We start from the raw sequence: 24,893 nt of genomic DNA, 5'->3' as shown, positions 1-24,893 counted from the left end.
TCAACTTTTACCGATCACCACCACGCCGGACATCCATCACAACCGGGCACCTTCAGCCCATACGAAACACGGCCTAACCCGCCCCGAGGCAGCCACCTGTCGGACCCCGTCGCCCGGCGACGGCGCAGTCTGGTGCCGGCTGGTCGCCCTCGGGCCGGCCGGTACGGTCCTGACCGCCGTGGTGGGCCTGGCCGTGCTGCTCGGCTCGGCCCAGTTCGTCGCCGCCCTGGCGCCCACGCTGACCCGCCTGCTGGCCGGTGCGAACTGGCCGGCCAGCGGCGGGTGGGCCGGGCTCACCCGGGTGCGGGTCCGCCGGCAGACCCGAATCCGGCAACGGCTCGCCACCGTCGCACCGGGATCCACCGCAGCGGCACCGTGGGCCGAGGCCCGGATCCGGACCCGTCTGCGCCGCTACCCGGGCGGTACGCCGCCCGCCCCGACCCGGCTCGGCAACGTCTTCGCCGCGATGGGACAACGCGTCGCCGACCGGCACGGTCTGCGGGTCACCGCCTGTTGGGCATCGTTCGTCACCGTGCTGCCGGAACCGGACCGGTTGCGGCTCACCGAGCAGTCGACCGCCGTACTCGGCCGGGCGCAGGGGTGCTGCTGGGCGCTGCTGGCCACCGGCTGGGCGGCGCTGCTGCCCGGCCGGATCCCGATGGCACTCTGGCTGGTCGCGGTACTGGTCGTGGTGGCCCTGAGCTACCTCGCGCTCTGCCACTCCGCCGAGGCGTACGCCGACCTGATCGAAGGACTCCTGGCGGTACACCGGCTGGCGCTGTACCAGGCGGTGGGGCTGCCCGCGCCCACGTCAACCGGGGACGAGCCGGCATGTGGCGCGCTGCTGTCGGACTACCTCGCCGACGGGGGTACGGCCACCGTGGGCCTGACCTGGCCGCAGAGTTGACCGGGAGCAGAAGTTTGACCGGGAGCGGGAGTTGACCGGGCCGGACGGGCCGCCGGAGGAGCGGGCCTGGCTGCTGATCGAACGGTACGAGTCCGGGGAGGGGCAGCTCGCCGACCTCGACGAAGCGGTGGAGATTCTGACCGGACTGTGCCGCGACCTCGCCGACGACGTCCCGCCCCTGCTGCACCTCCTGCTCGGGATAGTGGAGCTGTACCGGTTCGACGAGACCGGCGCGTCGGTACACCTGCTCCCGGCTGCCGCCCACCTGGACCGGGCGGTGGCCACCGGTACCGGCGAGGAGTGGCACGCCGACGCGCAGGGCTGGCTGGGTCTGGCGTACGCGCGGCGGTGGGCGGCCGACGACGACCGGACCGCCCTGGACCGCGCGGTGGACCTGTTGGCCGGACAGCCCGCGGTCGTCCCGGACGCGATGCTGGGGCTGCTGCTCTTCGACCGGTACGAGGCGGGCCACGACCCGGCGGACCTGGACCGGTCGATCGGGGAACTCCAGCGGGTCCAGGCCGGTGGACCGGAGGCGGACGCCCGCTACGTCCGGCAGGCGCTCGGCATGGCCCGGGCCTACCGGTGGGAATCGCAGCGGCAGCGCGACGATCTGGACGCGGCGGCGGAACTGCTGGTCGACGCCGAGGAGGGCCGCCCCGAACTGGCGCTGCTGCACGGCCGGATCCTGCACGAGCGGGCGGTACTGGACCGGGACGTGGCAGCCCTGGAGGTCGCCGTACGCCGGCTCGGCGGGGCGGCGGACCTGCTGCCCGAGGCGGACCGACCGGTGGCGGTGCTGGAGGCGGCCGTCGCCCGGTGGAACGGGTTCCGGCTCACCGGCGACACCGGGTACCTGTCAACGCTGACCGACGACCTCGATGTGGTACTCGCCCGGCCCGGCCTGGACCCGGAGGTCGCCCAGATGCTGCGACTGCTCCAGGGACTGGCCTGGAGTCTCTCCGGCGCCCCGGAACGGGGCGCCCGCACGGAGCGGGAGGGCACCCGGCACCGCGAGATGTGGCAGACCGCGATGGAGGTAATGCGCAGTATGCAGGACGGGACCGCGTTCGCCGACGGCCCGTCCCTGCCCGACCCGCCGGCTCGGTACCGGTCGCTGTGGGATCCGGAACTGATGGCCGAGCAACGCCGGTCGGCCGGGGAACGCCTACAGGAGATGGCCCCGGACGACCAGAACCGACCGAGGGCGGTCACCATCACCGCCCTGCTCGACATCCTGCAGCGGATGCTTCGCACGGGGGTACCCACCGACTCGACCGGCACGGCCATCGACGCGCTCCGGGAGGCCCAGGCGTCGACCGCCGACCCGGAGACCGCCCGGCTCATCGGGGCGGTACTCGCGGCGGTCTCCCTCGAACGCGGGGCCCGCGAGGGTGACGTGACCGCCACCGAGCAGGCGACCGAGGGTCTCACCGCGCTGCTCGACACGCTGGCCCCGACCGATCCGATGTACCGGGCGGTCCGCAAGAGCCTCTCCGGGGCCCTGTTCAACCGGTTCAAGACCCGGGGCGACCTGCACGACCTGGCCCGGGCCCGGGATCTGCTCCGGGAGATGGTGGCCGACCCCGGGGACGATCCCGAGATCGAGGCCCTGCTGATGCGGGCGAGCCTGATCGAGGTGGAGGAGGCCTGGGGCGTACGCACCGGCGACCCGGAGGCGACCCGGACCGCCGTCCGGGAGCTGGAGCGGCTGCTGCCCCTGGTACCGGCCGAGCATCCGGGCCGGCTGGAGAGCGAGGCCAACCTGGCGCTGTTCCGGTCGAAGCTGGAGATGACCGGGCAGCCCGTCCGGACCGGTCCGCCGACTCCCCCGACCGGCCCGTCCGATCCGCCGGCTCCCCCGCCCGGCGGGCCGGCTACGCCGGCCGGTGCGGGGGTGGAGCGGCTGCTCGCCGAAGCGGCGCTGCCCGGACTGACCGACGACGAGCGGGCCCAGCGGCTCGCCAACGCGGCGCTGGCGCTCGCGGTCGGGCCGTCCGACGATCCGGGCGTGCTGCGGGCCGCCGCCGCGATCGCCCGGCAGGCGGTACAGCTCGGCGACGAGCGCAGTCTGACCTTCCCGCGCCTCGCCGTCGCGCTCGGCACCGCCCTGCACGGGCTGTACGAGGTCGACCCCGATCCGGCCCACCTCGTCGAGGCGACCAGCGCCCTGGACCGGGGCCGGCGGGCGGCGCGGGACGTCAGCCACCCGGACTGGAGTGTCGTGCACCTCACCCGGGGGTTGGTGGCACGGCTCGGCCGCAGCCCCGCCCAGCGGGGTGCGGCCCGGGAGATGGGCCTGCTGGCCCTGCGCGGCAACCGGTGGCGGGTCCTGCTCCAGTCCGGTACGGAGTACGCGACCCTGGTGGCGAACGAGGCCGTCGAGGAGGCGGTCACGGTGGCCGGCTGGTGCCTCAACGACGGTGATCCGGTCGGGGCGGTCGCCGCGCTCGACTCGGCGCGCGGTGCCGTCCTGCATTCCGCGACGGTGACCGCCGACATCCCGGCCCAGCTCACCGCCGAGGGCGCGGACGAACTGGCGGCCCGGTGGCGCAGGGCCGACACCGCGTCACCGGAGCTGCGGCACGAGGTGATGAAGGCGCTGACCGGTGCGGACCGGATGCTCGACCCGCCCGGCGTCGGCGAGATCCAGGCCGCCCTGCGGACGGTGGGTGCGGACGCGCTGGTCTACCTGACCGCGAGCCGGGCGACCCGGGCCGGTGGCGCGGCGGTGGTCGTACCGGCCCAGGGCACGCCGGACATCATCCGGCTGCACCGGTTGGGTGACCCGTCGGGTGGGGTGCTGGACCGGTACGTCACCGCCCACGACAGCCTTCGGACCGGGCCCGGTACGGCCGGGTACGACCGGTGGCGGCAGGCGTTGGATGACCTGTTGGACTGGGCCGGGGAGGCGGTGCTCCGGCCGCTGCTCGACCGGGGCCGCTTCGGCTCGGACCCGTGGCTGATGCTGGTGCCGATGGGACGGCTCGGACTGGTCCCGTGGCACGCCGCCCGGATCGCCGGGCAGGCGGCGGTGACCCGGGCGACCTGGTCGTACGCCGTCTCGGCGCGGCTGCTGGTGGAGTTGGCCGGCCGACCGCCGGTACCCGCCGACGCGGGGGCCCTCATCGTCGGTGATCCCGAAGGGGTGCTGCCGTTCGCCGGCCGGGAGGCGTGTGCGATTCGGGAGGTCTGCTACCCGCAGGCCCGGTACCTGGGCCAGCCGGCGAGTCGGGCGGACGGCCCGGGCGTACCGGCCGAGGTGCTGGACTGGCTGGTCGGCGGGGAGCGGGGCACCCTGCACCTGGCCTGTCACGGGGTGGCCCGGGAGGGCGGCTCGGACACGTCGTACCTGGTACTGGCCGGTGGGCAGCGACTGACCGCCGAGGAGCTGATCGAGCAGACCGGTCGGGGTGCCCGCCTGGGGTTGGTCTCGCTCGCCGCGTGTACGACGCAGTCCTCCACCCGGGGCTACGATGAGGCGTTCTCGCTGGCCACCGCGTTCCTGGTGGCCGGGGCACGGAGCGCGTTCGGGTCGCTGTGGCGGGTACCCGACCAGGCCACCTCGCTGCTGATGTTCATGACCCACCGGTACCTGCGCCGGTACGGTCTCCGGCCGGTGGAGGCGCTGCGCCGGGCCCAGTTGTGGATGCTCGACCCGGCCCGACGGGCGGTGGCGGAGATGCCACCGGACCTCGTCGGTCTGGCCGACCAGCCGGAGCTGGCGGACCCGGTGGCCTGGTCGGGATTCACGCATGTCGGTGTCTGAGTACGGACGAATCCGGTACCGGATCGTGCGGCACGGCGGGAACGGGTACGGTGATGCACCGACCCGGCATGCCGGTGGGTCCACCGTCCACCGTGGACACGCCCCGGGTACCCCGACCCGACCAGCCGATCCGCATCCCGAACCACCCAGAGGACTGATGAGCGACAATCGTTCGTTGCAGCCCTTGCCCTCCGGCGACCCGGTACAGAGGTCAGCCCGGCTGCCCGCCCGCCCCGGGTCGGACGCACCCGTGCACCAGCCCGGCAACGTGCACTGGTCCGGCTCCGGCACCACCCGGGAGGAGTGCTGGCAGCAGCTCAGCCCAGGCCTACAGGACCGGGTCAACCAGCGCATCGGGCGGATGCTCGACTGGTGGGCCACCGACATCGACGGCCGGGTCAGCGCCGTGGTGCTCGGCACCCAGGCCCTGGTCGCGGTCAACCCGACCGTCAACGGCGCCGGCGAGCCGGCGTACGAGCTGGTCACCGTGCATCTGGACGAGGCATCGTTCCGCTCGGCACCGGTGCGCGGGCCCAGCCCCGCACCGGCGGGGCGGGAGCCCGCCGGCAGCACGAGGCCCGGTGCCCGTCCCGGTTCCGCCCCAGGTTCCCCGGCCGGGCCGGGCGGGCCCCTCCGCCTCGACGAGGGGTTCACCGACGTCCTGGGGATGCTGCCGGCCCGGGCACAGCAGCTCATGCAGGATCCGTTCCTCGCTGCGGCACACCCGCTGCGCAGTGACTTCTTCGCCTACCGGACCGGTAGTGCCAGCAGCCTCAACGGCGCCACCATCCGGCTCTGGTGCTACCTGACCGACACCCGCTCCCTCACCTTCTGCGCCGCCGTGGGGCACGGCTACCGGGAGGGGACCGGAGCGCGGGCGTGGGAGGCGACCTGCTGGCGGGCGACCACCCGTCCGGGTACGAAGGCGACCGGCCGGTGAGCCCGTCCCTGCGGGACCTGGGTGGCCGGGACCCGTACGAGATCCTCGGCATCGGCCCGGAGGCGACGACGGAGGAGATCGTCGCCGCCTACCGGCGCAAGGTGCGCCTGCTGCACCCGGACACGGCCACCGGGGACGCCCGCGCCGCCACCCTGCTGAACCTGGCCCGGGACGTGCTCTGCGACCCGGACACCCGGCGCGCGTACGACCGGCAGGTCGCCGACGGGGTCGACCCGGTCGATGTCGAGCCGCCGACCACGTCGCTCTGGGACGACGACGAGGTCGTGCCGGGCGCCGCCGACTCGCCGCACAGTGACTGGCGGGCCCAGGATCCGCCGGACCCCGAGCCGGTGGTGACCGAGGTCTACCCGGACAGCCCGCCGTATCCGCCGCCGCCCTACCCGCCGTCCCCCTACCCGCCACCACCCTCTCCGCCGCCGCACTGGCCGCCGCCGCTGGCCTCGCGCCCGCAGTCCTCCGGGATGCCGCTCGGGGTACTCGCGTTGATCCTCAGCTTCGTCTGTGGACCGGTCGGGCTGATCATGGGGATCATCGCGTTGACCCGGAACCCTCCTCCGGGCAGCGCCGACCGGATCTGCGCGTTCATCGCGGTCGGCGTGACCGGGCTGCTGCTCTGCTGTTCGATGTCGGCCTACGGCTCCGCGCTGCTGAGCAGCATCGGCAGCCAGGCATGACCGCGAACCGGGGTGACCGCGACCGGCGGCACGGGCCGCCACGGACCGCTGCCGCCGCTTGCCAGCCGACCGACGCGTATCCATACTGACCAATGTTCCTGAGCCGGACATGATCGGGTAGCCGGGCAGCCCCCGATCGGAACCTCCGCCCTGCTTGCCATCTTCCGGAGGAACTGTCCCATGAGAACGAGAATCAGCCTGCTCGGTGCTGCCCTGGCAACCGCCGTGGTGACGGCACTGGCGGGGGTCACGCTCACCGCGCCGGCGTCCGCGGCAACCCTGACCGAGGTGACGAACTTCGGTACCAACCCGAGCAACCTGCGGATGTACCTGTACGTGCCGGACAACGTCGCGCCCCGGCCGGCACTGCTGGTCGCGGTGCACTACTGCACCGGCACCGGCCCGGCCATGTACTCCGGCACCCAGTACGCCGCCCTGGCCGACCGGTACGGCTACATCGTGATCTACCCGTCGGTGACCCGCAGCAGCCAGTGCTTCGACGTCTCCTCCCCGCAGGCGCTGCGCCGCGACGGCGGCAGCGATCCGGTGGGCATCAAGTCGATGGTCGATCACGTCCGGGCGCGGTACGCCGTCGACCCGGCCCGTATCTTCGCCACCGGTATCTCGTCCGGGGCGATGATGACCAACGTGCTGCTCGGCCTCTATCCCGACGTGTTCGCCGCCGGGGCCGCCTTCTCCGGTGTCCCGTTCGGCTGCTTCGCCACCACGAACGGCTCGGAGTGGAACAGCGAGTGCGCCAACGGGCAGGTCATCAGGACCGACCAGCAGTGGGGTGACCTGGTGCGCAACGCCTACCCCGGGTACACCGGCCCTCGACCCCGGATGCAGCTCTGGCACGGTACGAACGACGAGGTGCTGCGCTACCCGAACTTCGGGGAGGAGGTGAAGCAGTGGACCAACCTGCACGGGTTGGGCCAGACCCCGACGTTCACCGACACCCCGCAGTCCGGCTACACCCGCACCCGGTACGGCGGCAGCGGCGGCACCGCGCCGGTCGAGGCGATCAGCATGCAGGGCGTGTCGCACAACCTGCCGGTGGACGCCGCCCAGGCGATCCGCTTCTTCGGCCTGGACACCACCACCCCGCCGACCACCCCGCCGCCGACCAGCACCCCACCGCCGACCAGCCCGCCGCCCACCACGCCGGCCGGCGGCTGCCGGGTCGGGTACGCGGTCAACGCCTGGAACACCAGCCTGACCACCGCCATCACCATCACCAACACCGGCAGCACGGCGATCAATGGCTGGAGCCTGGCGTTCACCCTGCCCGCCGGACAGACCATCACCAGCGGCTGGAACGCGACGTACACCCCGTCCAGCGGCGCGGTGACCGCCCGGAACGTGTCCTACAACGCGGCCATCGCACCGGGCACGTCGGTCGACATCGGTTTCCAGGCCAATCACACCGGCAACACCGGCAAGCCGACCGCGTTCGCCCTCAACGGCGCGGCCTGCTCCGTCTCCTGATCCGGTGACGGGCTGCCGGCCCGGTGACAGGCTGCTGGCCCGGTGACAGGCTGCTGGCCCGGTGACAGGCTGCTGGCCGGGTGACAGGCAGCGGTGGGCGGCGCTCCCAGGCCCACCGCTGCCCCACCATTGGAGTCGGTTGCGGTGGTCGGGCCGGACCCGCCCACCGCAGCCGGCTGTCACCGCCGGTCCAGCCAGGTCCGCAGCGCCCACCGCCAGCGCACGGTCTGCAACACCGTCCACCGGTCGCCGGTCTCGGCCGGTCCCGGCGGCATCCCGGTCAGCTCGTGGAACCGGCGCAGCCGGTACCGCACCGTGTTCGGGTGCACGTGCAGGACCAGGGCGGTCTGGTCCAGGCGCTGCCCGTGGTCGAGCCAGGTCAGGGCGGTCGAGGCCAACTCCCGGTGGAACTCCTCGGCCGGGTCCAGGGCGGCGAGCATGGTGCTGCTGAGCAGGTCCGCCAGTACCGGCTGGGCGGCCAGCACGGTCTCCCCGGCCAGGTCGGTGACCTGGTGCAACCCCCGCAGACGCTGGCCGGCCGCCGCCCGCAGGGCCGCCACACAGAGCCCGTGCATGACCCGCGCCTCGGCCAGCGGCCGGGCCGGGGCGGCCACCACCAGGACCTCCACGTCGAGCAGACCGGCCGGCGGCAGGCAGGGGATGAGCCCGGCCAGCCGGTCCTGCACCATCCCGAAGACACCCCCGTACCCGGAGAGCCGCCGCGCCAGGGCGCGGACCCGCAGCGGGTCACCGGTGTCACAGACCAGGCAGTGGTACCGGCCGTCGGCACGCAACCCGAACCGGACCAGGGGATCCGGTTCCTCACCGGTCGGTTCGCCGAGCAGCAGCCGGCGGAGCAGCCGGGTACCGGCGTCCCGGTGGCTGCGTTCGCCGTCCAGTTCCCGCTCGGCGGCGCGGTACCCGTCGACCACCGCCCGCTCCAGGGCACTGGCGTACCCGTCAATGGTCAGCAGCGCCTCCAGCAGGACGGCGTCCGGGATACCGGCCGCCCGGCCGTGCTGGACGACCAGTTCCACGGCCCGGGCCCGGCCGGCCTGTACGCCGCGCAGCAACCCGGCGACCGAGACGCCCTGCACGGCCCGGTCGGCACCGAGCCGCCGTGCCTCGGTGTGGTCGCGTGCGCCGGGGTCCTCGCGCCGCTCGTAGGCGGCGAAACCAGCGGCGAGCAGGGCCTCGACGTAGCGCCGGGTCTCCGCCGCCGGTAGCCGGGCCACCTCCGGCGAGTGGGTACGGGCGGCGCGGACCAGTTCGTCGACCGCCCCCCGGTCGGCGGCCAGGACGCGCAACAGGGCGGCCAGGGCGGCGGCGCTTCCGGTGACGGCCATCGGTCCTGCTGCCCTTCGTTGTGGGTACGGCACAACGGATCGCCCGGGTTTTGGCGCTCGGCCTCTACCGGGCGGGCGCGGCGGATTGGTCTGCTGTTGGTTACCGAAAGGTAACACCGACCCACGTGAAGAGAAATGTCGATGTGGCATCCGGTCCGTCAGGAGGAGTCCATGGCAGACGCACCGCCCACCAGCCCCGTCCGTCGTCCCCTGTCCCGTCGCCGTGGTCGCCGCGCCGCCCTGGCCGCCCTCACCGCGCTGGCTGTCGGCGCCACCGCTGCTCCGGCCGGGGCGGCGGCCCCGACGGGTACGGAGCAGACCCGCGCCGCCGCCCTCCAGGAGGTGTTGTTCGTCGGCAACAACTGGGCGGGTACGGCGGACATCATCCGCTCCCGGGGCGACTACGCCCGGCTGGGCCGGATCAACGTGGTCCCCGACAAGGAGCAGCGGCTCTGGGAGATCTACCTCAACCCGATCCGGCTGGCGTTCTACCTCGGTATCCAGCAGGGGCCCGGCGAGGGGCACGACCAACTGGTCGACGACATGTACAGCACCCCCGACGGGACCGCCCTGGTGGTGTCCCGGCCCAGCTTCGCCGACGTGGTCTCCATCGACCTGGCCACCGGCGGAATCCGCTGGCGCTTCCCGGTGTCCGGGTTCCGCTCCGACCACATGGCGGTCTCCCCGGACGGTACCCGGGTCGCGGTCTCCGCCTCGACGTCCAACACGGTGCACGTCCTGGACATCAACACCGGCGCGCAGGTCGGCTCGTTCCGGACCGGAGACACCCCGCACGAGAACGTCTTCACCAACGGTGGCCGGTACATCTGGAACATGTCCATCGGGGATGTCGAAACCTCACTCGACGAACCGTGGCTCGACTGGACCAAGGGCGACCGGAAGATCACCATCGCCGACGCGCAGACCTTCCAGCAGGTCCGGGTCGTCGACATGCGGTCCCGGCTGGACAATGCCGGCCGCAGCGACCTCTCCGACGCGGTACGGCCCGCGGTCTTCACCCCCGACGAGTCGAAACTCTACTTCCAGGTCTCGTTCTTCAACGGCTTCGTCGAGTACGACGTCGCCACCGACCGGGTCACCCGGGTCGCCATCCTGCCGAAGGACCCGGACACCAACGAGGACCGCACCACCTGGGTCAACGACTCCCGGCACCACGGCATGTCGATCAGTCCCGACGGCTCGCGGCTCTGCGTGGCCGGCACCATGGACGACTACGCCACCATCGTCGACCGGTCCACCCTGCGCCAGGGTCCGCTCGTCCCGGCGGACAAGCCCTACTGGGCGACGGTCAGTGGCGACGGCCAGGACTGCGTGATCTCCGAGTCCGGCTCGGACCGGGTCACCGCGATCAACTTCGCCACCGGGCAGAAGGTGGCCAGCGTGCCGGTCGGCGACCATCCGCAGCGGGTCCGGATCGGGCACCTGCCCGCCGACTGGGTGCCCCCGACGGCCCGCTGACCACCCGGCAGCCGGCATCGCGTTTCGCAGCGAGCCGGCTGCCCTTTTCCCGTACGGTGGTCGTCAGTCCTCGGCCCGCCAGCGGTAGAACTCCTTGGCCACCGCGTCCTCCGGGCCACGCCAGGTCTCCGGGTTGTACGGGGTGACGAACGGGCGCAGATCCTCCATGATCTTGGCAAAGGCCGGCTTGGCGTGGCTCTCCCGCATGGCGGCGGCGAACGCCTCGTCGGTGCGCTCCAGCAGGTGCAGGTAGACGTCGTCGTTCGAGTACAGCCAGCGCCCGGTGACGCCCAGTTCGCCCGGCAGCGGTCCGGCGTCGGACTCGGCGAACACGCGCGCGACGTCGGGTTCGGCGCCGGGCTTGATACGGGCGACGATGACGGTCAGGTTCTCGCTCGGTGTGTCCGGATCCGGTGCCGGGCTCCCCGGCGGGGTCCAGCGGTAGAACTCGTGGGCGACCGAGTCGGACGGGTTCTTCCAGTTCCTCGGGTACGGCGTCACGTACGGGGCGATGGCCTCGGCGATCTGCTGGAACGCGGGCAGGCCACGGGCCTTGCCCAGGGACACCTTCGGGTCCACGTTGCGCTCGATCACGTGGATGTACAGGTCGTCCAGCGACAGCAGACGCCGCGCGATGACGCCCAGATCCTGCGGGCGGGTCGTCCTGTCGTAGTAACCGAAGACCTCGCCGACCCTCTCCTCGCTACCCGGGACGATGCGGGCGATGATCACGGACCGGTACGTCATGACTGCTCCTTGGGTGACTCTGGTTCCTTGGTGGAATGTCCGTCGGATGAGAACGACGGCCGGAGGCCGACCATCAGGCGTTGCCGCCGGCGGCGTCACCGACGCCGACCACGGCGGGGTCACCGGCAGCCGCGGGGACAGGATCACCGACCGCCCCTGCCGTGGGGTCACCGGCCGCACCTGAGGCGGTGAACTGGACCGGGAGCTCCAGCAGGCCACGGAACGGCGACGCGGCCGGCAGCCGGCGCAGTTCGTCGACCGGTACCCCGAGTCGCAGCTCCGGCAGCCGGCGCAGCAGTGCCCCGAGGCCGATCCGGGCCTCCATCCTGGCCAGCGAGACCCCCAGGCAGTAGTGGACGCCGTACCCGAACCCGAGGTGCGGGCCGCGTTCGCGGCAGAGGTCCAGCCGGTCCGGGTCGGCGAAGTGGGCCGGGTCGTGGTTCGCCGCGTTGATCACCACGCCGACGATCGCGCCACGCGGGATGCGTACCCCCCGGTATTCGACGTCCTCGGTGGCGATCCTCGGGCTGGCCACCGGCAACGGGCCGTCGAACCGGAGGAGTTCCTCGATCGCCGACGGCAGCAGCTCCGGCCTGGCGCGCAGCAGGTCGAGCTGGTCGGGGTGGGTCAGCAGCGCCACCGTCGCGTTGCCGAGGAAGTCCGCAGTGGTCTGATGCCCGGCGAACAGCAGCAGGAACGTGGTGGTGACGAGTTCCCGTTCGGACAGCTTCCCGTCCTGGTCGCAGTCCTCGATCAGCGCACTGACCATGTCGTCGGCCGGGTGTGCGCGCTTGGCCTGCACCAGGTCGGCGAGATAGTGGTGCAGCCGTAGCTGGGCCTCCTGCACGGCCGCCCGGTCCTCCTCGGGACGGCGGTTGGCCGACCCGGATGTTCTGATCACCTGGGTCCAGTCCAGGACCCGCTCGTGGTCGGCCTCCGGTATCCCGAGCAGTTCGGAGATCACCATCATCGGTAGCGGGATCGCGAAGTCGTGCATCAGCTCGGCCCGGCCGTGCGGCGTGATCCGGTCGAGCAGGTCGTCGACGATCTGCGCCACCCGGGGCCGTAGCGCCTCGATCCGGCGTGGCGAGAACGCCTGCGACACGATCCGGCGCAGCCTGGTGTGCTCCGGCGGGTCCGCGTTGAGCATGTTCCGGTTCAACGCCTCGGAGTTGGGTCCGAAGATCCGCAGGTAGTGCTGGCCGGGGCCGTAGAGATCCTTGGACAGCCTCGGGTCGGTCAGCGCCGCCCTGGCGTCGTCGAACCCGGTGATCAGGTAGGAGTCGAACCGTGGCGAGCTGACCGGGCACACCGGTGTCTCCGCCCGCAGTCGGGCGAAGGTGGGATAGGGGTCGGCGGCGAACTCGTCGGTGTAGACCTCCGACGCGCGTACGGCGTGCTCGGTCACTTCGGCCCCCCGGACTCGCTGCGTACGCTGTGCAGTACGTGGTAGGTGTGCCGTTGCGCGGATTCGCGGAGTTCGCGGACCATGCGCAGCAACCGGTCACGGTGTTCGCTGCGCCCGAAGGCGTCCAGCCGTTCACGGTCCGCCCAGTCGCTGATGATCAGATAGCTGTGCGGGTCGTCGGCGTCGCGGACCAGGTCCTGGTGCAGGCATCCGTCCAGCGCGCGGATCTCCTCCGCCACCGAGAGCCACTCCGCTTCGAACTGCTCCGCGCAGCCCTCCCTGGTCCGCATCGCGAGCACGGTGCGTACCCTCGTCATCGCACACCTCCGAACACCAGATGCATGGACATTTCCTGGTCAGCCACCGCGTGGAAGAGACGGCGCCGGATGTCGAGCAGGAACGGCGCGATCGGGCCGGCCTCCTGCCGCGCGTGTGCGGGATCGCCGATCCAGCGGTGGAACTCCGCCTCGCCGCGCCATTCGGCGAAGATGTGGTAGATGTCCGACCCAGGCTCCCGCAGCAGGTCCTCACGCAGGTACCCGGGCACCCTGGCCATCCGCGCCTTGACCTCGGGGTACCCGCGTTCGAACTCGGCCAGCCGGGCGGCCGGCACGGTGAGTTCGACATCCACGAAGACCGTCGCCCCCTCGCCCCCGGGGTCGCGCATCACCCGGTAGCTCCCGGCCCCGGCCGGCTCACACAGTGGGCGGACGGTCTCGGCGAAGCGGGCGGCGAGCGGTCCGTTCTGGTAGTCGCGCAGTGCGGCCCTGTCGGCCCACTCGGTGACGACGATGCGCGAGCGCGGATCGTCGACGTCGAGCAGCAGGTCCTGCCCGAGGCTGCCGGACAGGGCGCTGATCCGCCCGGCGACCGTCCGCCACGCGGATTCCACGGCATCCTCGCATCCCGGGCGCGCGCGGACACGGAGCATCGTCCTGATCATGGGGTCTCCTTCGACGGCCTGCGCGGGACGTGGGAGCTGGTGAGCCGTCGTGGACGACCGTGCCGGACGCGACGTCAGCGCGCCGTCACCGACGTCCGCTGCCGGGTCCGCGACCGGTGACGCCCGGGCGACGGCTCCCGGTCCTGATCCGCGCCGGGCCGGGGCGCGCGACGTCTCCTACACCGGCCACCTGGCGGCCGGGGCGGCGCCCTCCGGTCAGACCGCCACCATGACGTTGTCGGAGCTGCTGCTGCCCGCCCTGACGCTGACGATCCCGGCCGACCCGTCACCGTAGAAGCGACAGAACAGGCCCGCCGGGCGACCGCCGAAGAGCAGCGGTCCCAGTACCGGGGCGACCTCGGCCTCATGGGCCTCGTCAGCACCGTCGACGATCAGCGCGACCCGGCACGTCTGCGGTGCCACGAAGTCCTGCACCACGCTGGTGCCGTCGGCGACGGCTGCGGCGACGGCCGCCTCCCACGCCGACTGGTCGACCTCCCGGCCGATGACCACCTGCCTGCCGCTCTCCCCCAGGCCCGCCTTGAGCACCAGCAGGTCCCGGTTCGCCACGACGAACGGGAGCAGCTCGACCTGACGGCCCTCGCGATCGGTCCTCCGGTCCGAGAGGACCCGCGTCCACGGCAGGTACCTGTCGACCAGCCCCCGGTCGGCCGCGGTCATCCACGGCCGCCCCTCCGACAGCAGACCCAGGGTCAGCTTGCTGTGCAGGAAGGTCGAGGTCTGGGTGCCCACGAGCAGGCAGCCGTTGTCCAGCGCGTGCTGCACCGGTGTGGTGTCCAGGCCGGCGTCGAGCCAGTCCGGGATGGTGAAGTTCCGCAGCCCGACCGGATAGCGCAGGTGCGGGGCACAGTCCCAGGCTCCGGGCAGTTCCTCCGGTTCGAAGAACCGCGCGGTCAGCCCGTGACTGTTGTGGTAGTCGGCCTCGATCTCGAAGTACCGGCTGGTCACGCCGTCGACCCGGGCGCTGCCGACGATGGCCACCCGGGGTGCGGTCGCCAGCTCGGCACAGAGTGACCGGAACATCTCGGCGCGTACGGCGAACGGATCCGGGGAGCTGAACGGGGTCCGGCCCGCCCCGTCGGCGTGGAGCCTGCGCCACACCTCGAGGCGGCTGCGGGTCTCCAGCACGCCGCCGAGCGCACCGCTGACGTTGAACTCCAGGAACCGGGGCCCGTCCGGCCCGATGACGAGATCCGGCCGGACGACACAGTCCGCGTACCGTTCCTCGATGAACGGGTCGCGGACGAACAACTGGTCCTCGCTGGCCGGCAGGCGGTACGCCGCGAGCCTGCCCTCGGTGGTGGGCGCGGTTTCCAGGGCGGTGCGGCGCAGCAGGTCGAGCAGCGCGGCGGACGCCCGGAAGACCTCGGCGTAGGACGCGCGCGGAATCGCCATCGGTGCGGCGGGAAGGACCCGCTGGTACGGCCAGCCGGTGTCGCGCAACTCGTGGCGGAGTAGCTGACGGATCGTCTCCACCGGTGCGGCCGGGGCCAGGCGGTGACCGCCGAACCACGGGTGCCCGGCCCGTCCTGTGCTGCCGGCACCCTCAACCGTGGCCATCTGACGCACTCCCCCGGAACGTTGCAGGTCGGGCCGACCATCCGGGCTCGTTGCCCCGGGTCGGTGCACTCAGGACACTGAGATCCATAGACTAACATCCACATCTCCGGGTACCGTGCCGGCGGGTCCACGCGCGAGCACGGGAGCATCGGTCGATGACACTGCGGCACATCCAGGGCAACGAGTACCAGGAGGAGCACGGCGGGGACTACGAGGACTTCGAGCCCGGCATGGTGATCCGGCACTGGCCGGGCCGCACCATCTCCGAGACCGACAACACCTGGCTGACCCTGCTCACCATGAACCAGAACCCGCTGCACTTCGACGAGCACTACGGCCGGGGCAGCGAGTACGGACGGATGCTGGTCAACAGCGGGATCACCCTCTGCCTGGTCGGCGGCATGACGGTGCAGGCGTTGTCGGCGCGGGCGGTGGCCAACCTCGGCTGGGACCGGGTCCGCCTGCGCGAGCCGGTGTTCGTCGGGGACACGCTGTACGCGACCAGCCGGATCCTGGGCAAGCGGCTGAGCCGGTCGCGGCCCGGGCAGGGGATCATCACGGTGGAGACGACGGGTACGAAGTCCACCGGTGAGACCGTCATCGTCTTCGAGCGCTCCTTCATGGTCCGCTGTCGCGAGCAGGGCTGAGCACCGGGCCGCTGCCGCGAGCAGTCCCGAGCTACGCCGTGGCGCTGGCCTCCGCATGGAGCGCCACGGCGGCGGCGGTGTCCTCGATGGCCATCCCGACGGTCCGCAGGACCGTGGTCCGGCCTTCGGCGCGGACCCCACCGGTCACCAGCGTGCCCAGCTCGTGGAGGTCGTCCACGCCGATCAGGTCGGCGGCCAGGGCGGCCCGCACCTCACCCGCGCCGTCCCGCGCCGCCGTCCGGTCCTCGACGAGGACCATGGCGCCGGCCAGGAGGGCCGGATCGAGCTCGATGGCGTCCGGGTGGGTACCGCCGATGACGTTGACGTGCGCCCCGGGCGCCACCCATCCCGCCTCCACCACGGGCGTGTCGTCGCTGGTCGAGGTCGACGTGCAGATGATCGCCGCGTCGGTGACGGCGGCCTTCGCGGTGTCGCAGACGATCGCGTGAACCGGGTGGGGCGCGGTGTCCCGGACCCAGTCGGCGAGCTTCTCGGCGCTGGTCCGGGTACGCGAGTACACCCGGACGGTGCGGATCGGCCGCACCGCCGCGATCGCCCGGACCAGGGACCGTGCCTGCACCCCGGCACCGATGACGGCCAGGTCGTCGGCGTCGTCGGCGGTACACCACCGGGTCGCCAGGGCGGCGACCGCGCCGGTACGGACGGCGGTCAGTTCGGCGCCGTCCAGCAGGGCGGTGATCTGCCCGGTGGCCAGGTCGGTCAGCGCGACGATCCCGTGGATCAGCGGCAGGCCGCGCCCCGGGTTGTCCGGGGTGAGCGTGGTGATCTTGACGCTGCCCACCCCGCGCTGTTCCCAGACCGCCGGGCTGACCAGCAGGACCCGCTGGTCACCGTGCTCGATGACGGTACGCGCCGGGGACCGGGTGCGGCCGGCGGCCAGGTCCGCGAACATCTCGCCCAGCACGTCGATCACCCGCACCATCCGCCGGGTACCGGCCATGTCCGCAGCGCCGACCAGCACCGGTCCGGTCACCGGTCACCCCCGTCGGTGCCGAACCGGGCGGCCCAGGCATCCTCGCGGGCCACCGTGTCCCGGGCCATCCGGGCGAACGGCGGGCCGACCATGTTCCCGTCCAGCACGGCGATCCCGCCGTTGGCCGCGCGTACGGTCTCCGCCACCCGGCGCGCCAGCCGCAGCTCGTCCGGGTGGGGTCGCAGGGCCCGGTTGATCACGTCGAGTTCGCCCGGGTGCACCGTCGCCTTGCCGTGGAAACCGAGTGCCCGCACCCGGGCGGTCTCCTCGGCCAGCACGGTCGGCTCGGCGAGCCGGAAGTTGGCGGTGTCGATGCAGGCGGTGCCGTACCGCGCGCAGGCCAACGCCATCGCCTGCCGGGCGGCGAGCATGGCCTCCCAGGTGATCTCCACCCCGAGCGTGGCGGCGAGGTCGGCCGAGCCGAGGACCAGCCCGTCCGCCGACCGCGCGATCGCGTCGATGTCGGTGACCGCCTCCACGGTCTCCACCGTCACGTAGATCTCCGGATGCGCGCCCGCCGAGGCCAGGATCCGGCGCAGCAGGGCCACCTCGTCCGCCGAGGTCACCATCGTCATCATGACGATCCCGGGCCGCACCGGACACTCGGTGAGCATCACCAGGTCGTGCACCGCCGCGACGCTGCCCAGCTCGTTCATCCGGACGGCGACGTTCGCCGGCCGTGGCGCCTTCTCCAGCGCGGCCCGGCACACGGTGCGTGCGGCCGCTTTCTCGGCCGGCGGTACGGAGTCCTCCAGGTCGATCAGGTGGACGTCCGCGTCGTAGGACCACGCCTTGACGACCCGGTCCAGCGACAGCGCCGGGGTGTACAGGATGCTGCGCGGAATCGCCCGGGCGGCGCCGGTCATCGGGGCACCGGCGCGGACGCGTACCCGGCCGGCTGCGCCCCCGCCTCGATGAGCACCGAGGACAGCCGGCGGATCTGCTCCTCGGTCTGGCCCGCGCGCAGCATCACGCGCAGACCTGCGGTGCCACGGGCGACGATCGGGAAGAACACCGGCGAGACGTAGAACCCGGCCCCGAACACCCGTTGGGCCGCTTCGACAACCGTCTCGTCGGTCATCGGCACCACCCGGATGGGGTACGTGCTGCCCGACTGCCCGGTCGCGAGCAGCGAGTCGAAGAGCGCGATGTTGGACCACAGCCGCCCCTGCAACTCGGTGAGTTCCTCGGTGCGGTGGATCTCGGCCGAGGCCATCGCGGCACCCACCGCGGCGGCGTTCATCTTCTGCGAGTAGCCGAGCGGGCCCGCGAAGCGTTCGATGATCCGGCGGGTTTCCTGCGGGTAGCCGTCGAGCAGGATCGCCGTGCCGCCGGCCCCGAAACCCTTGCTGAGGGTCGCGACGGTGATGGTCCGCTCGTCCAGCACCGGGGAGTGCGAGCGGACGTAGCCGATGCCCCGCTCGCCGTACGCGGACAGCGAGTGCGAGTCGTCGTAGAAGACGAGGAGGTTGTACCTGTCCTGCAACTCGGCGAGTTCCTGGACGGGCGCGTAGCCGCCCAGGCTGTCCGAGCCGTCCACCACGTAGCAGACCCGTTCGTAGCTGCGGCACATGTCCGCGAGGAAGTCGAGGTCGTGGTGGCGGCAGGTGACGACCTCGGTCTCGTCGGCGCAGTTCGGCTTGGCGTTGGCCATCGACACGTGGGCGTTCTTGTCGAAGACCATCAGCGGCCGGGTGCCGTTGCCGAGGTGTCCCGACGCGATCAGCGGCAGCAGGCCCGTGCTGGCCGCCGCCGTGGAGATCGCGCTGACCACCATCGCACCGAACAGCTCACCCAGCGACTCCTCCAGTTCCAGCAGCACCGTCGTCTGGACGCGGGTACGCGGGATGCAGTGGTCCAGCACGCCGAAGCGGCGCAGCGCGGCGACCGCGCCGTCGATGACCCTGGGGTGGGTGTCCAGATCCAGGTAGGAGCAGACGGTGAAGTTGACGAACTCGTGCCCGTCGGCCATGCGGAACACGCCGTCGGTGAGATCGCCGACGATGCCGGCGACCCCGTGCTCCTCGGACATGTTCCAGAAGGCGTTCCCGATGCCGATGAGCTTGTCGTTGTTGCGGTACCGGTGGGTGGGCGTGATGGTCTTGCGCTCGCTCGTCATCGGTTCACCTCGGTGGGCTGGTAGCTGTAGACACGGGTGAGCTTGCGGTGCGCGTAGGTGTACAGCGCCACGCCGAGTACGTGCGGCCTGCGGAGGATCTTCTTCGACTTCAGCCAGAAGTTGACGTTGATGTTCATCTCGTCCAGCGACTCGGCCTGGTGCCACCAGCCGAGTGGCAGGTAGAGCATCTGGCCCGGTTCGAGGATCAGGTCGCGTCGCTGCGCGAGCTTGGGCATCAGCCGTGGGTAACGCTGCCGGTCGACGTTGTCGAGGTCGAACACCTGGGACTTGTCGCCGAACCCACGCAGCACCGACCTCGGGTAGTACTCCCCGAACCCCGGCGGGGCGATGATGAACCGCTTACGGCCCTCAAGGGCGATGTTGAAGTTCTCGAACTCGTCGAAGTGGTTCTTCGTGAACACGCCCCGGTGGCTGATCCACAGGTTGGCCGCATACAGGGTGCGGCCGTATCCGAAGAACTTCTCCGCGTCGAATCCGACGACGGCGTTCACATCCGCCGGACTGTTGCGGATGTTCGACACGATGCGATGCCAGGTGTCCGGGTTGGTCAGGTACTGGTCGTCATCGAGAAACTCGTGGAGCCGGATGTCACGGGTATGCCAGCGCCCGGGATGGTTCTTGTCGCCCGGCTCGGTGAACAGGGTCACCGTCATGTTTCGCAGCCGGGCCGCTATGCCCTCCCGGCCGAGACCCTGAACGCTGTCCGGAAGGGTAATCACCACGGGGACGTCGGCCCGGAAGAGTCCGCCGGGCCCAACGGCCATGAATTCGTCGAACGACATGCGGGAAACCGGCACACCCGCAGCACCGTCTACCTCGGTTATCTGGTCCGAAATTCCCATATCGCCTTTCCTCACTATTGAAGGCCACGCCTCGCGCCCGGTTACCTGGTCGCCGGCTGCGGTGGCGGGACGCCCGGAGCGTTACCGCCAGGACCGCCCGGCTGTCCATGCCGGACCCGTGGCACCGGTCCGGTCGGCGCGTACGGGGCCCGCCCGGGGTGCAGACGCGGTGCTCCACCCGCGGTCGTCGCGGACCGGGGGCCTGCCGCTGTCGGGTGGGTCGTCGAGGGAGACGGAACGCGTGGCAGCCGACGGGTCGCATCGCGACCGGGGCCCACTCGGAGGTTCCGTTCCGTTGCATACCGCGCACCGTCGAGCAACATTCGGACATACAGCTTGAAGTCAGAAGTCTCGCACGGTAATCGAAAGCGCCCCCGTCGACAAGATGTCCGCCAATGCGATGTTGCCACTCCGACCAACCCCCGGCGGCCACGCTTCATTGAAGGTACCAGATCTCTGGGGTGTCCGGGCCAGCGTGTTACGTCACTCTCACGACAGTCCCGCCCGCCGCACAGGCGACACTCCAGCGGGTACGCCGTGGTGACTATTTCGACTATCCTCAGCACTCTCGTGCGCGGCCGTGCGGGCCTTTCCAGGCGACGGCGGACCGGTCGACCGTCGGCGGTTACCCGGGGCAGTACTCGAAAGGGGACGCAATGGATCGTCGACTGTGCCGCCAACACCGCATCCTGCCATGAGTACGCTGGCGACGCCCGCCACGGCGGGCGGACGACACCGCATGCTGAGCCGCGACTTCTCCCGGCTGTGGTCGGCCGCCGCGGTGTCCTCGATCGGCGACGGTGTCACGATCGCCGCCGCGCCGCTGCTGGCCGCACAACTGACCGACGACCCCCGCCTGATCGGCGGGGTCTCGGTCGCCTTCACCGCACCGTTCGTGTTGTTCGGCATCCCGGCCGGCCTGCTGGTCGACCGCCTCGACATCCGGACGGCGATGGTGCGGGTGGACATCGCCCGGGCCGTCCTGCTCGCGGTGCTGGCCCTCGGGATCCTCGGCGGTTGGGGCGGACTGCCCCTGCTCTACGTGTGCATGTTCCTGCTCGGCGTCGGCGAGGTCTTCTGCCGCAACGCCGCGCAGGTGCTCGTCCCGTTCATCACCCCGGAGTCCGGGCTCGCCACCGCCAACGCCCGCGTCATGGCCGCGCAGGAGGCGGGCAGCGGCTTCCTCGGCCCGCTCATCGGCGCGCTGCTGTTCAGCGTGGCGATCGCGCTGCCGTTCGGCGTGGACGCGGCCACCTTCCTGTGCTCCGCCCTGCTCGTCAGCCGGATCCGGCGCAGCCGGCCGCCCGCCGCGCGACCGGACACCGCCGGCGGCGTACTGCCGGAGATGCTGGCCGGTGCACGGTGGCTGTGGCGGCACCACCTGCTACGCAGCCTCGCCCTGCTGTCCTGCATGATCAACATCGCCGGGAGCGCGATGCTCGCCGTGCTGGTGGTACACAGCGAGCAGGTGCTCCGCCTGAGTGCGTTCGGGTACGGCGTCATGCTCTCCTGCCAGGCCGTGGGAGCCGTCCTCGCGTCCCGGTTCGCCCCGGTCCTGACGGCCCGACTCGGCCGGGAGGGGGCCCTGGTCGCCACCGCTGCCCTGATCGCCACCAGCGAGGCCGTGCTGGCGACACTGCCATCGGCGTACGCCGCCGGCAGCGCCCTCGCGATCTTCGCCTGCGGGACGGTGACCTGGAACGTCGTGGTGGTGGTGCTCCGGCAGACCCTGGTGCCCCGGCACCTGCTCGGTCGGGCCAACAGCGTCTACCGGCTCATCGCCTGGGGCGGGCTACCCGTCGGGGCGGCGGCCGGCGGCATCGTCGCCGCCGAGGCGGGCACGCCCGCCGTGTTCGGCATCGGCGCAGCCGTCATGGCGGTCATGGCGGTGGGGCTCCTTTACGGCGCCCGCCGGCAGTGGATCACCCGGGCAGCACCGGAGCAGCGCGACGGGGAGGACATCCGTTGACCACCAGCCACCCGCTCCAGCCACCCCGGTCACCGTTGGGGCACGCCTACGCCGGGCAGTTGGCCCGGCAGGCGCCCACGGACCATCCGGCGGCTGCCGCCCTGGACTCCGCGACGCTCGCGCTGGCGTACCGGGGTCGGTTCCTGAACGGCCCCGCCTTTCTGAGCGGTACCGAGCGCCGGACCGTCGCGCGGGACCTCCGCACGATCTACGACCTGCTGCGTTCGCTGCCGGAGCGGGTGTTCGACGGCAGCCTCACCGCGCTCGCCGGGGCCGTCGGCATGAGTCCCCTACAGACCGCGCTGATCACGCGCAGCGCCCGCGCCGGATCGCTCGTCCCGCTGGGCCGGGCCGACCTCTACCACGACGGTACCGGGTTCAGACTGCTCGAATTCAACGTCACGAGCGCGCTCGGCGGCTTCGAGAACGCCGACCTCAACCGGGCGATGCTGGCGTACCCGCCGCTGCGGGAGTTCGTGGACCGGCACCGGCTCCGGTACCGGGACACGCTGGAGTGCATGGTGCGGACGATGTACGCCGAATGCGCCGCAGCGATCCCCACCGACCGGCCGCCGGTCGTCGCCGTCCTGGACACCGTGGAGAACTTCGCGATCGTGGGGCCCCGGCTGGGGGTGCTCGCCGCGAAGCTGGCCGATTACGGGGTCGACGGGATCGCCTGCCACCCCGGCCAGTTCACGTACCCGAACGGTCGGCCGACCGTCGCGGGTCGGGCCGTCGACGTCATCTTCCGGTACTTCCTGGCCGAGGACCTGGCCGACCCGGCATCGGCGGCCGAGTTGGAGCCGCTACTGGTCGCGGTGGAGCAGGAGCAGGTCGGCATGTTCAGCCGGCTGGACGCCGAACTGTACGGCAACAAGGGTGCCCTGGCCATGGTCTCCGACGACCGGCTCCGTGACCTGTTCGACGCCGACGAACGCGCCTGCATCGACCGGCTCCTGCCGTGGACGCGGTACGTGCGCCCCCGGGTCACCGATCCCGCCGGCACCCGGGTCGATGTGCTCCGTTACGCCCTGGCCCGGCAGGACGAGCTGGTCCTCAAACCGACGCTGCTGCACGGGGGTAGTGGAATCGTCGTCGGGTGGCAGGTGGGTACGGCCGAATGGGAGGCCCGGGTCAGCTCTGCGGTGGACGGCCCGTTCGTGCTGCAGCACCGCATCCGCCCGGCCGCGGAACCCTTTCCGGACGGCACCGGCGGTATCCGGGACCACTACCTCAACTGGGGGATCTACCTGGGCGACCACGCCGTGGTCGACGAGGACGGCTATGCCGGCTGCTTCGTACGCGGCAGCACCGAGCCGACGGTCGGGGTGGTCAGCCTGGGCGACGGCGCGCTGGTCGGTTGCGCCTTCCACGACGGCTGACGCCGGGCACGGCGGGCAGTTGCCGGCGCCGCGCGCCGGCAACTGCCCGCAGGTCGGTGGCCGGTACGCCTCAGGCAGCCGGGCCGGACTGCACCCGGGCGATCCACGCCTCGACATCGTCGGGGGTACGCGGCATCGCCGACGACAGGTTCTCGTAACCGTCCTCGGTGACCAGCACATTGTCCTCGATACGGACACCGATGCCGCGGAACTCCTCCGGCGCCAGCAGGTCGTCCGCCTTGAAGTACAGCGCGGGCTCGACGGTGAGGATCATGCCGGGCTTCAACTCGCCGTCCATGTAGTCCTGGCGCAGCAGCATCTGGCAGTCGTGCACGTCCATGCCCAGGTGGTGGGACGTGCCGTGGACCATCCACCGCCGGTGCCAGCCACCATTCTCGCGGTCCAGGGTCTGTTCGAGGGTCACCCCGTCCGGCAGCAGCCCCCATTCGTGCAGTCGGGTGGCGATGACCTGGTTGGCGGCGGCGTGGATGTCGCTGAACTTGTTGCCCGGCTTCACCGCGGCCATGCCGGCCTGCTGCGCCTCCAGCACCGCTTCGTAGATCTTCCGTTGCGGCTCGGTGAAGCGGCCGGTCACCGGAAGGGTGCGGGTGATGTCCGCGGTGTACAGGGAGTCCACCTCGACACCGGCGTCGACCAGGATGAGGTCGCCCTCGCGGACCGGCCCGGTGTTCTTCGTCCAGTGGATGGTGTTGGCGTGGTCCCCGGACGCGCAGATGGACTCGTACCCGACCCCGTTGCCCTCGTGCCGGGCGTACAGGCCGAAAAGACCCTCGACCCACCGCTCCCCACGCCCCTTACGGACCGCCTCGGGCAGCCCGGCGATGATCGCCTCGAAGCCCTGGTGGGTGGCGGCGATCGCGCGGCGCATCTCGCCGACCTCCCACTCGTCCTTGACGATGCGCATCCCCGACAGGTGGCGGGCCAGTTCCTCGTCCGCCTCGTGCTGGTCGGGCACCGACGCGGACGGTTCCGCCTGGGACCGGATCCGGTCGACGAGATCGGCGAGCAGGCCGTCCGCCGCGCGCACGACGCGCACCGGGGTCGGGCCGGCGTTCTTGGCCAGCACGTCCGGCAGCGAGTCGATGTGGCGGGCGCTGATGCCCAGCCGAGACTCAAGATCATCGATCGTGGGGCGGGGCCCGACCCAGAACTCGCCGAACCGGGAGTCGGCGAAGAACTCCTCACTGTCGCGGGGTGCCAGCGGCCGGAAGAACAGCACCGCCTCGTGGCCGCCGTCGGACTTCGGGTCCAGCACCAGGACGCTGTCGGGCTCGCTGTCGGCGCCGAGACCGGTCAGGTACGCGAAGGCCGTGTGCGGCCGGAAGGGGTAGTCCGTGTCGTTGCTGCGTACCTTCAGGCCGCCGGCGGGGATGATGATGCGCTCGCCCGGGTACTGCCGTGACAAGGCCGCCCGGCGCCGCGCCGCGTAGTCCGCGACCTCGGCACGCGGCACAGGCGTCGTACCCCGGTCAGCCCAGCCGGAGGCGATGAAGGCGCGAAATTCTTCGCTCGTCGGGGTGTTACGGTGGCTGGCTTTCACCTGCTCGTCGCTTGTCATGGCGGATATCCTGCCACGCAGTCCAAAGCGTGAGAAT

The 24,893-nt window shown here is 71.7% G+C and carries 20 protein-coding genes; 9 read left to right on the top strand and 11 right to left on the bottom strand.

The window, feature by feature from the left end; translation table 11 throughout:
* The 5 genes from V6U90_RS15015 to V6U90_RS14995 form a co-directional block, all read left to right on the top strand.
* The coding region (locus tag V6U90_RS15015) for a hypothetical protein (RefSeq protein ID WP_334435984.1) at positions 1-907 on the top strand (907 nt) is incomplete at its 5' end.
* 31 nt (positions 908-938) lie between these two features.
* Positions 939-4,676, top strand: coding sequence for a CHAT domain-containing protein (locus V6U90_RS15010; protein ID WP_334435982.1), 3,738 nt, complete (start codon positions 939-941; stop codon positions 4,674-4,676).
* Positions 4,677-4,833: 157 nt separating this feature from the next.
* On the top strand, positions 4,834-5,616 hold the full coding sequence (locus V6U90_RS15005) for a hypothetical protein (RefSeq protein WP_334435980.1): 783 nt from the start codon (positions 4,834-4,836) through the stop codon (positions 5,614-5,616).
* On the top strand, positions 5,613-6,311 hold the full coding sequence (locus V6U90_RS15000) for a J domain-containing protein (protein ID WP_334435977.1): 699 nt from the start codon (positions 5,613-5,615) through the stop codon (positions 6,309-6,311). Before V6U90_RS15005 ends, V6U90_RS15000 begins: the two co-directional genes overlap by 4 nt.
* A gap of 180 nt (positions 6,312-6,491) precedes the next feature.
* Entirely contained in the window at positions 6,492-7,799 is a 1,308-nt protein-coding gene (locus V6U90_RS14995; RefSeq protein ID WP_334435975.1) for an extracellular catalytic domain type 1 short-chain-length polyhydroxyalkanoate depolymerase, read from the top strand.
* A gap of 179 nt (positions 7,800-7,978) precedes the next feature.
* Here the strand turns inward: V6U90_RS14995 and V6U90_RS14990 are convergent, their stop codons facing one another.
* Positions 7,979-9,145: a helix-turn-helix domain-containing protein gene (locus tag V6U90_RS14990; RefSeq protein WP_334435973.1), complete on the bottom strand. Its 1,167-nt coding sequence runs from the start codon at positions 9,143-9,145 to the stop codon at positions 7,979-7,981.
* A gap of 171 nt (positions 9,146-9,316) precedes the next feature.
* Here V6U90_RS14990 and V6U90_RS14985 point away from each other — a divergent pair, with 171 nt between their 5' ends.
* Positions 9,317-10,624 carry a YncE family protein gene (locus V6U90_RS14985; protein WP_334435971.1) on the top strand — a complete coding sequence of 436 codons (1,308 nt, stop codon included), beginning with the start codon at positions 9,317-9,319 and terminating at the stop codon, positions 10,622-10,624.
* Between the two features lie 63 nt (positions 10,625-10,687).
* Here the strand turns inward: V6U90_RS14985 and V6U90_RS14980 are convergent, their stop codons facing one another.
* From V6U90_RS14980 to V6U90_RS14960, 5 genes are all read right to left on the bottom strand, one after another.
* Complete coding sequence (locus V6U90_RS14980) at positions 10,688-11,371, bottom strand: TcmI family type II polyketide cyclase (protein WP_334435969.1); 684 nt, start codon at positions 11,369-11,371, stop codon at positions 10,688-10,690.
* 73 nt (positions 11,372-11,444) lie between these two features.
* Complete coding sequence (locus V6U90_RS14975) at positions 11,445-12,779, bottom strand: cytochrome P450 family protein (protein WP_334435966.1); 1,335 nt, start codon at positions 12,777-12,779, stop codon at positions 11,445-11,447.
* Entirely contained in the window at positions 12,776-13,096 is a 321-nt protein-coding gene (locus V6U90_RS14970; RefSeq protein ID WP_334435963.1) for a putative quinol monooxygenase, read from the bottom strand. Before V6U90_RS14970 ends, V6U90_RS14975 begins: the two co-directional genes overlap by 4 nt.
* Positions 13,093-13,722 carry an antibiotic biosynthesis monooxygenase family protein gene (locus tag V6U90_RS14965; RefSeq protein ID WP_334435960.1) on the bottom strand — a complete coding sequence of 210 codons (630 nt, stop codon included), beginning with the start codon at positions 13,720-13,722 and terminating at the stop codon, positions 13,093-13,095. Before V6U90_RS14965 ends, V6U90_RS14970 begins: the two co-directional genes overlap by 4 nt.
* A 216-nt stretch (positions 13,723-13,938) precedes the next feature.
* Positions 13,939-15,303 (bottom strand): hypothetical protein, encoded by a 1,365-nt coding sequence (locus V6U90_RS14960; protein WP_334435957.1) that lies wholly within the window; start codon positions 15,301-15,303, stop codon positions 13,939-13,941.
* A 155-nt stretch (positions 15,304-15,458) separates the two neighbouring features.
* On the opposite strand from V6U90_RS14960, the gene V6U90_RS14955 reads away from it, so the two are divergent.
* Positions 15,459-15,950: a MaoC family dehydratase gene (locus tag V6U90_RS14955; protein WP_334435953.1), complete on the top strand. Its 492-nt coding sequence runs from the start codon at positions 15,459-15,461 to the stop codon at positions 15,948-15,950.
* A gap of 31 nt (positions 15,951-15,981) precedes the next feature.
* Here V6U90_RS14955 and V6U90_RS14950 read toward each other — a convergent pair whose 3' ends face one another.
* The 4 genes from V6U90_RS14950 to V6U90_RS14935 are packed head-to-tail and all read right to left on the bottom strand — an operon-like array spanning position 15,982 to position 19,866.
* The gene (locus V6U90_RS14950; protein ID WP_442933587.1) at positions 15,982-16,911 is read right to left on the bottom strand and encodes an ornithine cyclodeaminase family protein; all 930 of its coding nucleotides are present in this window, start codon (positions 16,909-16,911) and stop codon (positions 15,982-15,984) included.
* Positions 16,912-16,940: 29 nt separating this feature from the next.
* Positions 16,941-17,810 carry an HpcH/HpaI aldolase/citrate lyase family protein gene (locus V6U90_RS14945; protein WP_334435947.1) on the bottom strand — a complete coding sequence of 290 codons (870 nt, stop codon included), beginning with the start codon at positions 17,808-17,810 and terminating at the stop codon, positions 16,941-16,943.
* Positions 17,807-19,063: an 8-amino-7-oxononanoate synthase family protein gene (locus V6U90_RS14940; protein WP_334435944.1), complete on the bottom strand. Its 1,257-nt coding sequence runs from the start codon at positions 19,061-19,063 to the stop codon at positions 17,807-17,809. The genes V6U90_RS14945 and V6U90_RS14940 overlap by 4 nt, the downstream gene beginning before the upstream one ends.
* Positions 19,060-19,866 (bottom strand): cupin-like domain-containing protein, encoded by an 807-nt coding sequence (locus tag V6U90_RS14935; RefSeq protein WP_334435942.1) that lies wholly within the window; start codon positions 19,864-19,866, stop codon positions 19,060-19,062. The genes V6U90_RS14940 and V6U90_RS14935 overlap by 4 nt, the downstream gene beginning before the upstream one ends.
* A gap of 754 nt (positions 19,867-20,620) precedes the next feature.
* On the opposite strand from V6U90_RS14935, the gene V6U90_RS14930 reads away from it, so the two are divergent.
* Both V6U90_RS14930 and V6U90_RS14925 read left to right on the top strand, forming a co-directional pair.
* Positions 20,621-21,895, top strand: a complete 1,275-nt coding sequence (locus V6U90_RS14930; RefSeq protein WP_334435940.1) for an MFS transporter — start codon at positions 20,621-20,623, stop codon at positions 21,893-21,895.
* Positions 21,892-23,277 carry a hypothetical protein gene (locus V6U90_RS14925; RefSeq protein ID WP_334435938.1) on the top strand — a complete coding sequence of 462 codons (1,386 nt, stop codon included), beginning with the start codon at positions 21,892-21,894 and terminating at the stop codon, positions 23,275-23,277. Before V6U90_RS14930 ends, V6U90_RS14925 begins: the two co-directional genes overlap by 4 nt.
* 70 nt (positions 23,278-23,347) lie before the next feature.
* On the opposite strand, the gene V6U90_RS14920 is transcribed toward V6U90_RS14925, so the two are convergent.
* Positions 23,348-24,856, bottom strand: a complete 1,509-nt coding sequence (locus V6U90_RS14920; protein WP_334435936.1) for an aminopeptidase P family protein — start codon at positions 24,854-24,856, stop codon at positions 23,348-23,350.
* Positions 24,857-24,893 lie beyond the last annotated feature (37 nt).

The sequence above is a fragment of the Micromonospora sp. CPCC 206060 genome, assembly GCF_036906895.1.
Taxonomy (GTDB): domain Bacteria; phylum Actinomycetota; class Actinomycetes; order Mycobacteriales; family Micromonosporaceae; genus Micromonospora.
Note: the sequence above shows the minus strand (reverse complement) of the source record. Positions and strands in the feature narration are given on the sequence as shown.

Excerpts from the sequence above, each read along its gene's own strand:
- V6U90_RS15005 (WP_334435980.1), top strand. The coding sequence starts at position 4,834 with ATGAGCGACAATCGTTCGTTGCAGCCCTTGCCCTCCGGCGACCCGGTA.
- V6U90_RS14995 (WP_334435975.1), top strand. The coding sequence starts at position 6,492 with ATGAGAACGAGAATCAGCCTGCTCGGTGCTGCCCTGGCAACCGCCGTG.
- V6U90_RS14990 (WP_334435973.1), bottom strand. The coding sequence starts at position 9,145 with ATGGCCGTCACCGGAAGCGCCGCCGCCCTGGCCGCCCTGTTGCGCGTC.
- V6U90_RS14985 (WP_334435971.1), top strand. The coding sequence starts at position 9,317 with ATGGCAGACGCACCGCCCACCAGCCCCGTCCGTCGTCCCCTGTCCCGT.
- V6U90_RS14980 (WP_334435969.1), bottom strand. The coding sequence starts at position 11,371 with ATGACGTACCGGTCCGTGATCATCGCCCGCATCGTCCCGGGTAGCGAG.
- V6U90_RS14970 (WP_334435963.1), bottom strand. The coding sequence starts at position 13,096 with ATGACGAGGGTACGCACCGTGCTCGCGATGCGGACCAGGGAGGGCTGC.
- V6U90_RS14965 (WP_334435960.1), bottom strand. The coding sequence starts at position 13,722 with ATGATCAGGACGATGCTCCGTGTCCGCGCGCGCCCGGGATGCGAGGAT.
- V6U90_RS14960 (WP_334435957.1), bottom strand. The coding sequence starts at position 15,303 with ATGGCCACGGTTGAGGGTGCCGGCAGCACAGGACGGGCCGGGCACCCG.
- V6U90_RS14955 (WP_334435953.1), top strand. The coding sequence starts at position 15,459 with ATGACACTGCGGCACATCCAGGGCAACGAGTACCAGGAGGAGCACGGC.
- V6U90_RS14950 (WP_442933587.1), bottom strand. The coding sequence starts at position 16,911 with ATGGCCGGTACCCGGCGGATGGTGCGGGTGATCGACGTGCTGGGCGAG.
- V6U90_RS14945 (WP_334435947.1), bottom strand. The coding sequence starts at position 17,810 with ATGACCGGCGCCGCCCGGGCGATTCCGCGCAGCATCCTGTACACCCCG.
- V6U90_RS14940 (WP_334435944.1), bottom strand. The coding sequence starts at position 19,063 with ATGACGAGCGAGCGCAAGACCATCACGCCCACCCACCGGTACCGCAAC.
- V6U90_RS14935 (WP_334435942.1), bottom strand. The coding sequence starts at position 19,866 with ATGTCGTTCGACGAATTCATGGCCGTTGGGCCCGGCGGACTCTTCCGG.
- V6U90_RS14930 (WP_334435940.1), top strand. The coding sequence starts at position 20,621 with ATGAGTACGCTGGCGACGCCCGCCACGGCGGGCGGACGACACCGCATG.
- V6U90_RS14920 (WP_334435936.1), bottom strand. The coding sequence starts at position 24,856 with ATGACAAGCGACGAGCAGGTGAAAGCCAGCCACCGTAACACCCCGACG.